Source organism: Niveispirillum fermenti (assembly GCF_048066175.1).
In the GTDB taxonomy this organism is placed as follows: domain Bacteria; phylum Pseudomonadota; class Alphaproteobacteria; order Azospirillales; family Azospirillaceae; genus Niveispirillum; species Niveispirillum fermenti.
The window spans coordinates 22,205-34,562 of record NZ_JBLTXA010000039.1 but is presented as its reverse complement, the minus strand read 5'-3'; the positions used below and the strand labels follow the sequence as shown (position 1 = coordinate 34,562).

The following is a 12,358-nucleotide window of genomic DNA, read 5'->3' as shown; positions in this document are numbered from 1 at the left end:
ATAAAAGTATTGGGCTGTCCGAGCGGATTGCAAAGGTAATGCAGGGTGTTTCCGATACGCTAAACGATGCGGCCGACCGGGCCAGTGAGAATGCCACCCAGCGGCTGACCCGCCTGATGGAGGCGCGGGCCGCTATCATCGATAAGATGGACGAAAGGGGCCGTGTCTGGCCGGAATTCTCCGACCTATGGGTCTTCCTAGAGCGTGGTGACCGGACCACCGACATCAAGTGGTTGGACGCGGAAATCAAGCGGCTGTCGGAGTTGGCGGGTCAGGAGTACCTGATCACGAAAGAGCGCAGGGCGCAGGATGAGTTGCGCGCCAAGGAGGCGCGTGACAATGCCCCGAAAACCCCCGAGCAGCAGAAGCTGGAGGCGCTCCAGGCGCAATATGATGCGCTGCGCAATAGCGGCGTGGATGCCTATGACGCCATCGTCTTCGCCCAGAAGATGGCGGAGGGCGGCGCCGTCGCCGCGCAGGCGCAAATCGACAAGCTGCGCAAGGAATTGCAGGACGCCGCCCGGGAAGGCGATGCGGCGTCGAAGGCGTTCGTGGACATGATGGATGATGCCGCCCGCATGCTGGACGATCAGGCGGCCGGCGCATCGGCTGCCGAAAAGGCCTATCGCCCGTTTGAAGAGATGATCGGGCGGATCACCAAGGCGCTGGACGCCAAGGGGTTGAGCGAGGAAAGGCAGGTGGAGCTGGCCGAGCGGCTGCGGCAGGTGGAACTGGCCGGCGCGCTGGTCCGCGACGCCGCGGCCGAGCAGGCCGAACGGGAGCGCACGGCCCGGCTGGGCGGGCTGCGGCTGGAGGTGGAACAGGCGGAGGAGCGCAACCAGATCCTGCGCCTGGAACAGGCCGGGACCCGGGAGGCGCGGCGCCAGATCATCGACCTGGGGGTGGCCCGATCCCTGGTCCAGAACGAGCTGGAGCGTCAGGCGGCCGTGGCCGCGGCCATCCGCCGTGGCGAGATCGAGGATCTGGCGACCCTCAACACGCTGTATGCCCGCAAGGCGGACGCCATCCGCGACGGGGCCGGCTTGCAGGCCGGCGACCCGTTCCGGGACGAAGCGCGGCAGTTCAGCAGTCTGGCGCAGCAGGCCATCGTCGATGGCGGCCTCGATGCCGCCGCCATCCTGCGGTCGGCCATCGGCGCTGGCATGGGCAAGGCGCTGGAGGATTTCTATGCCGATTTCCGGGCGGAGATGGAGGGGCTGGCCCCCGGGCTGGCCGATGCGCTGGGCGGGGCGCTGGCCAGCTTCGGCATCGCGCAGGGTATCGGCGGGATGCTGGGGCTGGGGAAGGACCGGTCGCGCAATGCCGGCATCGGTGCGGCCGCCGGCTATATGGTCGCCGGGCCCTGGGGGGCGCTGGCCGGCGGCCTGGGTGGGGCGCTGTTCGGCGGCAACAGTGCGGAGGACCTGCGTCAGCAGCGTCTGGCGCAGGAGCGTGACGCGCTGGCCAAGGCCGTCGAACAGTTCCTTCAGGCGGGCACGGAAATGTCGGCCACGGCCAAGCGGGTGTCCGACCTTCAGGCGCAATTCGGGTCGCTGCGCGCGGAGGCCGAGCGGCTGGGCCGGCCGCTGGACGAGATCACGCGGTCCTATGAGCGGCAGATGCGGGCCATTGCCCGCGACCTGGAGGCGACGTTCCGCGATGTGTGGGACCGGGCCGAGGGCCGCGAAGCCCTGGCCGATTTCCGCGCGATGCAGAAGGAACAGGAACAGCGTATCCAGGATGCGCTGATCGCGGAGGTGGAGCTGTCGCAGGTCCGGCGGGCGAACGCGGCCGAACTGCGGTCCTTCTTCAAGGGGCTGGCGGCCGACCAGGTCGCCCTGTTCGAGGGGGTGGCCCGGCAGGTCGACCTGGTGTCGGCCAAGGTGTCTTCGCTGTCTTCCGGCATCGCCAGCCAGCTGGACGAGAGCGTCACGCTTTACCGCGAGCTGGCGTCGCAGGTGCGGGCGGAGGCCACGACCCTGCGTGGGCTGGTGCGGCAGCTGCGGGAGACGATCCAGGGCTGGGATATCGGGCCTGACAGCGTGCTGGGGCTGGATGAGCAATTATCCATCGCCGCCAGCCGCTTCGCCGAGCAGGTGGCGCTGGCGCAGTCCGGGGACAAGGATGCCATTTCCGGCCTGTCCGATCTGGCCGGCACCTATCGCGACCTCGCACGGCAGTTCTATGGCAGCAGCGAGCAGTTCTTCGCCGTGGAGGACATGATCCGTGGCGCGCTGGCGCAGGTGGCCATGGTGACCGATGCCCGGGCCACGGGGCTGGAGCAGCTGGCCAGCCTGTCGCTGGTGCAGGTGGAACTGCTGGGGGACCTGAAGGACCTGCTGGCCGCCAACCTGGGCCAGGGCACGGCCGATGCCATCGCGGCGGCGCTGTCGGACGGGGTGCTGACCATCGGGGAGGCGGCGTCCATCACATCCGCCCTGGACGTGCTGGGCGGACGGCTGGAAGGGGTGACGGGGCCGGCGGCGCAAGCGGCGCGGCTGGCCGTGGACACGCTGAAGGAAGCGGTGACCAGCGGCAATATCGCCGCCATCGCCCCCGCCCTGACCGGCATGGAAGATGCGCTGGAGGCATTCCGGGCCGGGCAGATCGATGAATATGTGCAGGCGCTTGGGGCCACGGCCGCCGTCATGACGGCCGTGGAAAACTGGGTGCTGGACCCGCACGGGGCCATCCCGGCGGCGGTGGCGGCGGCCTTCGCCGGCGGCTGGTTCGACCAGACGCTTCACACACGCATCGAGAACAGTTTCCGCGAGGCGGTCGGGGTCACCCCCTTGCCGCTGCCCCTGACGGGGACCATCACCGATCTGATGGGCAGGGCGATCGGCACCGTGGACCTGCCAGATCCGTTGACGGGGCAGGTGCGCCTGATCCTGGACAGTGCCGTCGGGCAGGCCGTTCTGCCCCGGGCGCTGACCGCGCAGGTGGGGGATGTCCTGTCGGCCGCCATCGGCGATGGCCGGACCGGGCCATCGGCCACGGCCCAGATGGAAGCGCTGATCGCTGCGGCGATCAGTGCGCCGGGTGGGGGCTGGTCGCCGGCCCAGACCCTGGCCCGGCAGATACAGGGGCAGTTCGGTCAGGCCCTGTCGGTCTGGGGCGACCGCCCCCTGACGCAGCGCATCAACGAGGCGTTTGCCCTGGCCCTGGGCGCGGATGGCGGCGGCGACTGGCGGGGCACATTGCGGTCGGTGCTGGATGCGGGCAGCCCGCTGCTGGGGGCGTTGGGCACGCTGCGCACGGCGCTGGACGAGCTGCGCGCAGCGCTGACGGTGCAGCGCGAGCAGGATGGCAAGCAGCAGGTCTATGACCAGGCGCTGCAAGCGTTCCTGTCGCCGATCAACAGCGCCGCCGGGCAGGCGTGGTCGCTGCTGGCCGGCGCGCAGGATGTGGAGGCCGGCAAGGCCATGCGGTCCACCTGGTACAGCGTGGATGCCAGTACGGGCGCCATCCTGGGCCAGGGCGGCAAGGACAGCGACAGCACCAGCGCGTCGCGCGCCAATGCGCTGGCATCGGGCCTGTCGGGGCTGGCGCAGGTGATCGAGCGGCTGACCGGCGGTGATATCGGCAGTTTCGGTGTCAATGCCGGCAACAAGTACGGGTCGGGGTACAACTTCCTGGATTTCGGCATCTCCAAGGAACAATCCTTCGGGATCAACGATTTCGAGGGTATCGCCCGGTCCTTCGTGCTGGATGCGCTGTCCGTGCTGCAAGGCGGCGATCAGCGGATCGTGGACATCCTGCGCAATGCCGACCTGTCCAATCTCCAGGCGGGCCTGTCCAGGGCCGCGCAGGAGATTTTCGCACTGCTGAACCCGCCCGGCTTCGCCGATGGCGGGCTGTTCGGCGGCGGGTTGCGTCTGGTGGGCGAGCGGGGGCCGGAACTGGAGGTCACGGGACCGGCCCGGTACTTCAGCGCGCCGCAGACCACGGCGCTGTTGCGGGCCGCGGCCGGCGGTGGCGATGCCGGAACGCTGGACCAGTTGCGGCAGGTCAACGCGAACCTGGTTCGCAGCCAGCGCATCCAGGCCATCGGGCTGGAGCAACTGTCGGGCGATGTCCGGCGGCTGGAAGGGGTGACGGCGCGGCTGGCCGCCCGCATAGACCCCGACATGCGGGTTGCCTGACCCTTTATGGGGTCACGACACGAAAGTGCGCACGGTGTCCGCTTCGATAGAACATTAGACGAACGGTGGCGGATCGGCTCAAAGGGCCTGTCCGCATAACGAAGGTTAGCCGGACTTGTTCAAGCTGTCCGTCTACCGGGCTGAATGGCGGGAAAGCGGACAAATTGATTTCCGGACGGGATTGCGGACAATCGTTCTGTTTACGTTCGCGCGAGCCGGACAATATGCGCACTTTCGTGTCCGGACCCCTTTATAGGACACGTGACATGAGCCTGATTGTTCCCGGCCTGCACTTGCTGGCGCTGGATTGCCACGTCGGCGCGGTGTCGGAGACGCCCGTCACGGTGGGCGCTGGCACCAGGGCATTCACCCTGACCCAGGACAGTCCCCGGCTGGTGCGGGGGATGGACGTGACCGTCCAGCGCCTGGGGGATGCGGATACGTGGATGCGCGGCACCGTCGCGTCCCGGCCGTGGGAGCCCGTGCGCCTGATCGTGACGGCCAGCGCCGGGACCGGCACGCATGACGACTGGCTGTTCGCTGACGGTGTGTTGCGCTGGTCCACCGGCGAGCGCGGATATTGGAGCCACCCCGCTGATGACCCGCCGCAGGCCTTCTGGGATGGCCGGTTGTTGCAGCCCGCGCTGATCCGGTACGACCTGTTCGGCCGGGGCACGACCTATGGTCAATCCCGGCTGGAGTTCGGCGACGTGGTGCTTGCCGATGCGGATCGGGCGATCACGGCCCTGATGGATTACAACCTGTCCGGCCGCACGCTGCGGCTGTGGCGGATCGGGTCCGATGACCTGCCCTTCAGCGCGGCCGTGCCGCTACTGGTGGGGCAGGCGGCATCACCGACGGTATCACAGGACAGCGTCACGCTGCGCCTGCGCGGGCGGGGCGCTTCCTTCGATGTGCCGTGCCAGCCCGTCCTTTATGCCGGCGACAATGACCCGCCGGCCGGGCTGGAGGGCACGGCGCAGGATCTGGCCGGCCAGCGCAAGCCGCTGGTCTTCGGCGGCACGGTGCGCGAAGCCCCGCTGCCGCTGGTCAATGCCTGGCGGCTGATCGTCCAGGCCGACAGCGGCCCGTCCGACCTGCTGGACCTGTCCGACCTGGGCCAGCCGCTGACCCGTGGCGCCGATTATGCCAGTGCCGCGGAGATGGATGCGGTCTGGCCGGAGCGGGGCTTCTGGCGCGTATGGAAGGGTGATGCCGGCACCTATGCCCGGCTGGGGGCGACGCCGGCCGGCGCCATCACGGGCGATGTCCGGCGCCAGCCGGACATCGCGGACCAGTATCCCGGCGCGGTCATGCGGGCCGTGGTCACGGGCCCGGGTGGCCTGACGTCGGGGGAGGTGGACGGTGCCGCCCTGGACGCCCTGGACGCGGCCTGTCCCTGGCCGGTGGCGATCTGGGTCGAGCCGGAGGAGACGATTGCCGCCGTGCTGGACCGGATATGTCTGGCCTGTGGCGGGTGGTGGGCGTTCACCCCGCTGGGCGTCTTCACGGCCGGGCCGCTGGCGATCGGGACGCCCGTCATGACCCTGCGACGGCTGACCCCCGATGTGCTGGCCGACGCGGATACGTTCGACATCCTGGACAGCGAGGTCCAGCAGGTGGGGGACGAGGATGGGGGCGCGCCCATCCATGCCGTGCGGATCGGTCATACCCGCGCCCTGTTCGTGCAGCCCGACCCGGCCGGGTCCGTCACGGCGGAGCGCCGGGCCTTCCTGGTTTCCGGCTGGCGCTACACGCCGGAAGCGGCGGACCCGCTGGTCCTGGCCCGCAACCCGGGGGCCCGGCTGCTGACGCTGGAGACGGACCAGACCAGCGCGGAGGGGGCCGCCGCGCTGCGTGACCAGCAACTGGCCCTGCGCCGGGGGCGCAAGCGACGGCTGGCGGTCAGCACCATTCTGCCGCCGGCGCGGCTGGCGGCCCTGTGCGTGGGACAGACCGTCCATATCATCGATCCCGCATCCGGCCTGTGGGCCGGCCGCGACATGATCATCATCAGCCTGGCCATCGACGCGCGGCGGGGTGCCGTGACGCTTGGCCTTTGGGGATAGCCATGCCGACTATTCTGCCGCTTGGCCCGCAGGTCCAGTTCATCGATGCCGGGCCGCCGCCGGGCAGCTACGACCCGTCCGACTATGTGGTGCGGCTGGGCGCGCTGTGGCTGGATATTTCGGTCGCCAACCGGCCGTTTTTGTACCTGTGTACCGCCTCCTCCCCGTCGGAACTGCGCTGGCTGCGCATCTCCGACCTGGGGGGTGATTTCAAGGACAATATCTTTGTGGGCCGGGATGCGGGGCAGACGATCAGTGCCGGGGCCAATGGCGATCGAAACGTCGCCATCGGCGTCGGCGCCATGCCGTCGGCAACGACGGCTTATCAGGCGGTGGCCGTTGGTCATGGCGCGATGCGCGGCCGCCTGACCGGGAATTACAACACGGCTGTGGGTTTCGACGCGCTGGCCGCCGGCACGACGGGGTCGAACAATACCGTCGTCGGGGCCGCCGCTGCTGCGGCGGTCACGACGGGGCAGACCAATACCGTCATGGGCGTCTCTGCCTTGGGGAGTGCCACGACGGCCAGCAACAACACGGTGCTGGGGGCCGTGGCGGGGGCGTCCGTGAGCAGCGAAGCCGGCAATACGCTGGTGGGGGCATCCGCCGATATCGCCCCGGGCGTGACCAATGCCGCGGCCTTGGGGGCCGGCGCATTGGCCGTGGAGAGTGGGGCCTTTGCCCTGGGTAGCATGACCCTGGTCGGGTCGGCCGGCCACGTCGTCGCTTATCTGAAAATCAACGTCAACGGCAATGCGCTGCGCCTTGCCCTGCTGGACGCATAGGAGGCCGCATGCCGCCCTCTCCCCCCCTGATCGGGTTTCCCAATCTGGTGCCGCTGGCCGCCGCCCTGACGGGCGGTGCCTGGACGGCCCTGCAACCGCTGGACATGCTGCGCGACCCGCGCCTGGCCCGCAAGGCGCTGTCGGTGGATGGAGACCCGGCCAGCACGCAATTCACCGTGGACCTTGGCGCGGCGCGGTCCATCCATCTGGCGCGGCTGGTCAATCATAATGGTGCCCTGGTGGGCCGGTGGCGGCTGACCGGGTCCGATAGTCCGGACCTGTCCGTGCCGGCGTATGACAGCGGCTGGGTCGGGCTGTTTCCCGACCCGGCCTATGATGACGCGGTGCTTGAATGGGAGGACCCGGCCTGGTGGACGGCGCTTTACGCCGATGCCGAAATTCCGCCACCCATGCGTGACAGCGTCATGGTGCTGCCGGCCCCGGCCGTGGCCCGCTATTGGCGGGTGGAGGTGGAGACCGACCAGCCCTTCTGGCTGTCGACGCTGTTCCTGTCGGGTGCCTGGGTCCTGCCGTCCGGCTTTGCCTACGGGCTGGAGATCGGGCCGGAGAGCCGGACGGAAGTGCAACAGGCCCCCGGCGGGGCCGAGTATTTCTCGTATCTGGCGGCGCGTGACACGATCCGGTGCGCCATCCCCCACATGCCGCAGAACCACGCGCTCCAGCGGATGCTGGAACTGATGCAGCGGGCGGATGTCTTTACGCCGCTGCATTTCGTGCCGCGGCCCTACGACACAATGAACCTTTTGCGCACCAGCATGGTCTGCCGCTTGCGCAGCCTGTCGCCCATCGTGGCTGCCACCTATCAGCGGTACGGCGTGACTTTCGACCTTGTGAGGATCCTGGCATGACAAAGGTATCCCCGAACGGGACCGACTATAGCGACGACGGCACCGCTGAGCGCGACATGCGCGGGGGTGGGCACCGCCTCTGGCTGCTGCCGATGATCGGCGACACGCTGGTAGAGGTGGGGGCGGCCGTGGGCGCCTCGTCCGACGCCAGCCTTTCCGCCGCAGCGGCGGCCGAAAGTGCCGCTGCTGCTGCGGGCAGTGCGGCGGCGGCAGCGGCGGACAGGGTACAGACGGGGGCGGACCGGGCCGGCACCGCCACGGCGCTGGCCGCGGCACAGGCCCTGGTCGGGTCGGCGGGCACCGGGACGGCCACCGGTCTGGTCTATACCGCCGCGGCTAAGAACCTAGTGACGGCTCCGGATGTGGTGGCGGCGCACGTTTACGAAACAGCTCTCGACAGCGATGGCGGGACCTGGACCGCCCGCCCCGCTGGATCCTGGTACTGGGAGGCATTGCACAGCGCCACACGCGGGGCGACGCGGCGGTTCCCGCGCGTGGCGCTGATCGTCGTCCGAGCGGTGCTGGGCGGCAGTGTCAGCATCACCATTTATGACGCACACGACCTGGATGTAGCAGGCGTTCCCCGCCTGTGGTGGGCGGCGACGGCCACCACAGGCTCGAGGCTCGGGGACGCAAATGCCGTGTTCGCCCTGAACGGGCGGGTCTATGTGACCAAGGCGGCAGCGGTTCCCAACACCTCACGAGGCCTACTCATCATTGATTTCGCAAACGATTTTTCCGAAAATCTCACCAACACTTCGGAAAGCATAAATCACGGACGCTTCACTGGTGGGGTCCGGGGTTTCGTACAGGGCACCGTATCATCCAAGCCTACGGGGCCGCTTGTTTCCAACCAGTGTTATGGCGTGCACGTTCGTGTGCTGCCTGGAGGCCTGCTAGACGGTGCTGGCCTACTGGTCCCGACCGTGGCCGTAGCGACGGCGGCTGGGGCATCGGTGATCCACCCACCAGGCATGGTCCACGATGTGACCGAGACCGACGGTTTCAACGCGGTGCAGATCGGTGCGGATGGCAGCCTGTGGCTGTCCAGGGCCACGACGCGCCAGCTGTCCGTCGGACCCATGCCCTATGCAGATACCAGCCGGGCGGCGTGGGTGCGCGAGACCTATTCGTCGGCCACTGGTGTTGACCTGGTGCTGTCAGGCACGACATCTGCGCGTCACCGTCCGGTCGAAATCGACAGCAGCACCTGGGCCGTGATGTCAGATGCAGGCCTGTCCCTGATTGCCCGCGATGCCGGACGACCGTCGGCCGGCATGGTGGCGCGGGTTGCCATTGACCACGCCACGGGCTGGCAGCCGGGCGACATTCGGGGGGCGTGGTTGTGCGACAGTGCGACGGGGAGCATCGCCGGTTCCGGTGAGTTGGTGACCAACGGTGACTTTTCCGATGGCACCACGGGATGGAGTGCTTCCAACGGCACAATTTCAGTCTCTGGCGGCGAAATGACCGTGACGACGACCGGTGTTGGAAATTCCAACGCCGCACAGGTAATTACCACCGTGCCTGGCCAGACATACATGTTGATGGTGACGGGGCGTCTTGGCACAAACAGTAATTGGCAGGTGTCAGTAGATAACGCTGTTTCACCATTTCAGAATCTTGCGTCTACTGGCAATCGGGTTGAGACGACGGCAACGCCGATTTTTCTCAGCTTTGTCGCCGTCTCCGCCTCCACAAGGATATTCCTGCGTACCTATCGGCTGACCGCCGGCTATACAGCAATTTTTGATGATGTGTCTGTCCGGGTCGGGCTGCCCGACCGCAGCCACAAAAACAAAGGACTGCAAGTCAATGGCACCCTGACACGCACGGCGCTTCCCTGTGGCTTGGCGGCGATCAGCGAATTCAGCGCCAACGCCCGCCCGTGGCAGCCGTACAACCCAGACCTGGACTACACTTCGGATTTTTGTGTGATCGCTTGGATCAGGACGACTGACGTTAACTCAATTAATAGGCATGTGATTGATCGATGCGACACGTCTACTGCTGGGGCACGTTGGCGCTTGGTTCTGAATTCGTCTGGGCATCCTTCGTTTTGGTGTCGGGACGCGACGACGAATTATTTTGTCGGCATCCCTACTTATATCCCGGACACTGGCTGGCGAATGCTCGCAGGCGTAAGGCGGGGCGCAGTATTGGAGTTGTGGTTAGACGGCGTTCTCGGATCATCAGTCCCCATAACTGGCTCCGGAGATTTCTCGAACGCCGCAGCCATCACGGTATTTGGCGGGCGGGTCGATGGGTGGGAGGGTTTCGGACCGAACGGCCAGCTTCTGGCTGTGCGGACTGCAGCCTACGCCCCCACACCCACCCAAATCCGCCAGATGTACAATGATGAGCGGGCTCTGCTTATCGGTGGCACCCCAGCCTTACTGGGTGGCACGTCCAACAACATCACGGCGCTGGCCTCCAATGTGGCGGCGGGGACGCTGGCCGCAGGCACCGGAGACGGGGTCAGCGTCTTTGCTCGGCTGGGCCGAGTGCAGTATCTGGACGGGGCGAGCGGCGGGGCCGCCATCGGCAATGACGCCATCACAGCCCTATCGGCCAGCGGCCCGCATCTGTTGGTCGGCACAGCGGCCGGCGCGGGCGTGATCGGCGATGGTGTGATCGCGCGGGACCGGATGGTCCCCGCTGGACGGCCCCGTGCATCGCCGACGGACGGTCCGGGGGTGGTGACCTGTCGCGGGGTCACCACCGACGCCACGCCGACTGACCTGACGCCGAGGATCGCCATCGGGGAGCGGGAGGCCGTGACGCTGGATGTCACGGTGCAGGCCCGCACCTATGGCGCCGCGTCCACCCAGGGCGGCATCTATCGCCGGCTGGCCCGGTATGTCCGCGATGCCGGCGGGAGCGTCACCCTGGCCGGGTCGGTGCAGACCATCGGCACGGATCAGGAGACGACGGCCGGCATGGACGCAGCTCTTTCCATCGACACCACGGCCCAGACCGTGGCGGTGCGCGTCACGGGCGTGGCGGCCACGCGCATGGTTTGGGCCGCGCGTGTCGTTGTGACCCGCATCTCGGAGGATTTGACCTATGCGCAGTGAGGGTATCGGGCTGGGTGTCTATGGTGGCGGGCGGTATCTGTCCGTGTGGTCGATCGTGGGTGGCTACCCACGCTGTCCATCGCCGGCCCTGGTGCTGGGCACGGCCCAGGCAGCTCAGGTGGCGGCCACCATTGCCGTCAACCGGGCGGTGGCGGCGATCTGCGCCCGCGCGGAAGTGGTGGAGGCGGCGGCACGGCTGGCCGCCACCGATGCACCACCCGAGACCATCATCACCGGGCCGGACGGGGAGCCGGAAGAGGCGGCCAACCCCGCTTATGCCGCCTGGGTTGCGGCGGGGCAGCTGCTGGACGATGCGGCGGGGGATGATGACCTGCAACATCTGCTGCGCACGCGGGCGGGCATTCCGCCCGATGGCGACGGGGAGGGGGTAGTGGAGCAGCCCTGGTCCCTGTCCCTGCCGCCCGCTCCTGACATGGACCCACTGGCTCAGACGGCAGATTGGGACGGGAGTGCTTGGGCTGTGCGGGACCTGACGCCGGAGGAGCAGGCCATCTGGCCCCTACGCCCGCCGCCCGTGCCAGCAACGGTGACGCGGGTGCAGCTACGCCTGGCGCTGGCCGCGCGCAACCTGTTGGACATCGTGGACAGCGCCGTGACGCTGACTGGCGATATGGAGCTGGTCGAGCGATGGGGCGCCGCGTCCATGGAGCGGGACAGTCCGCACCTGGCGTCCATGGCGGCGGGGCTGGGCCTGACCGCCGGGGATGTCGATGACATCTTCCGCCAGGCGGCGGGACTGTAGGGAGGCACACATGTTCTGGAGGGAGGTACGGCGCCGCCTGCTGGAGGTGGCGTCGCTGGCAAGCTGCGCGCTGAATATCGTCATCGGCACGGGCGACCGGGAGGTGACCCTGTCGGCCGGGGCCTGGGAGCTTCGCCGCCGCGGGGTGCGCCGCGGGCGGTGGCTGGTGGTGCTGATCGACCGGCTGAACCGGCCATGGACCGGTCCTTGCCACTGCAAGCGGGCGTGGACCGATCATTGCGCCGTGTGGTCCAAGGTACGGGCAGAGCAAAGGGGTGTGGCCGATGCCTGACATCAGTGGAGACATGGTGCAGGGGGCCGCCCTGGCGCTGGCGGCAGCGGGTGTGATGGGTGGCATCCGCTGGTTGGCCGGTGGCAAGGCACGGCAGTTGGACGGGCTGCCGCAGCAGATACACGCTATTGAAATCCGGATCGTAGAAATCCTTGGCCGGCTGGCCAAGGCAGAGGCTGACATTGCCAATGACAAGGCCGGCCGTGCTGCCATCGCAGCCATGAGGGAGGACCTGGCCGCGATCAGGGCCGTAGTGCCACAGTTGCAGCACGGCCTGGGGGATGTCTGGACGCAGCTTAACAAGCTGCACCCGCGCAAGCCGCCCTGACGGCCTGTCGCATTCCCATCACCTAACCGG

The 12,358-nt window shown here is 68.0% G+C and carries 8 protein-coding genes; all 8 read left to right on the top strand.

Annotated features, from left to right (window positions below; all coding sequences use genetic code 11):
* Positions 1-38: 38 nt before the first annotated feature.
* Positions 39-4,145, top strand: coding sequence for a hypothetical protein (locus tag ACM9LZ_RS22600; protein ID WP_416621791.1), 4,107 nt, complete (start codon positions 39-41; stop codon positions 4,143-4,145).
* Positions 4,146-4,411: 266 nt separating this feature from the next.
* Complete coding sequence (locus ACM9LZ_RS22595; protein WP_416621790.1) at positions 4,412-6,214, top strand: polysaccharide deacetylase family protein; 1,803 nt, start codon at positions 4,412-4,414, stop codon at positions 6,212-6,214.
* A 2-nt stretch (positions 6,215-6,216) separates the two neighbouring features.
* Positions 6,217-6,999 (top strand): hypothetical protein, encoded by a 783-nt coding sequence (locus ACM9LZ_RS22590; RefSeq protein ID WP_416621789.1) that lies wholly within the window; start codon positions 6,217-6,219, stop codon positions 6,997-6,999.
* Between the two features lie 8 nt (positions 7,000-7,007).
* Entirely contained in the window at positions 7,008-7,868 is an 861-nt protein-coding gene (locus ACM9LZ_RS22585) for a hypothetical protein (RefSeq protein ID WP_416621788.1), read from the top strand.
* Entirely contained in the window at positions 7,865-10,945 is a 3,081-nt protein-coding gene (locus ACM9LZ_RS22580) for a LamG-like jellyroll fold domain-containing protein (protein WP_416621787.1), read from the top strand. Before ACM9LZ_RS22585 ends, ACM9LZ_RS22580 begins: the two co-directional genes overlap by 4 nt.
* The gene (locus tag ACM9LZ_RS22575) at positions 10,935-11,708 is read left to right on the top strand and encodes a hypothetical protein (protein ID WP_416621786.1); all 774 of its coding nucleotides are present in this window, start codon (positions 10,935-10,937) and stop codon (positions 11,706-11,708) included. The genes ACM9LZ_RS22580 and ACM9LZ_RS22575 overlap by 11 nt, the downstream gene beginning before the upstream one ends.
* Before the next feature lie 10 nt (positions 11,709-11,718).
* A complete protein-coding gene (locus ACM9LZ_RS22570) occupies positions 11,719-12,000 on the top strand; it encodes a hypothetical protein (protein WP_416621785.1) in 282 nt (93 codons plus the stop codon).
* Positions 11,993-12,328 carry a hypothetical protein gene (locus ACM9LZ_RS22565; RefSeq protein ID WP_416621784.1) on the top strand — a complete coding sequence of 112 codons (336 nt, stop codon included), beginning with the start codon at positions 11,993-11,995 and terminating at the stop codon, positions 12,326-12,328. The genes ACM9LZ_RS22570 and ACM9LZ_RS22565 overlap by 8 nt, the downstream gene beginning before the upstream one ends.
* Positions 12,329-12,358: the final 30 nt, after the last annotated feature.

Excerpts from the sequence above, each read along its gene's own strand:
- ACM9LZ_RS22590 (WP_416621789.1), top strand. The coding sequence starts at position 6,217 with ATGCCGACTATTCTGCCGCTTGGCCCGCAGGTCCAGTTCATCGATGCC.
- ACM9LZ_RS22595 (WP_416621790.1), top strand. The coding sequence starts at position 4,412 with ATGAGCCTGATTGTTCCCGGCCTGCACTTGCTGGCGCTGGATTGCCAC.
- ACM9LZ_RS22580 (WP_416621787.1), top strand. The coding sequence starts at position 7,865 with ATGACAAAGGTATCCCCGAACGGGACCGACTATAGCGACGACGGCACC.
- ACM9LZ_RS22570 (WP_416621785.1), top strand. The coding sequence starts at position 11,719 with ATGTTCTGGAGGGAGGTACGGCGCCGCCTGCTGGAGGTGGCGTCGCTG.
- ACM9LZ_RS22585 (WP_416621788.1), top strand. The coding sequence starts at position 7,008 with ATGCCGCCCTCTCCCCCCCTGATCGGGTTTCCCAATCTGGTGCCGCTG.
- ACM9LZ_RS22575 (WP_416621786.1), top strand. The coding sequence starts at position 10,935 with ATGCGCAGTGAGGGTATCGGGCTGGGTGTCTATGGTGGCGGGCGGTAT.
- ACM9LZ_RS22600 (WP_416621791.1), top strand. The coding sequence starts at position 39 with ATGCAGGGTGTTTCCGATACGCTAAACGATGCGGCCGACCGGGCCAGT.
- ACM9LZ_RS22565 (WP_416621784.1), top strand. The coding sequence starts at position 11,993 with ATGCCTGACATCAGTGGAGACATGGTGCAGGGGGCCGCCCTGGCGCTG.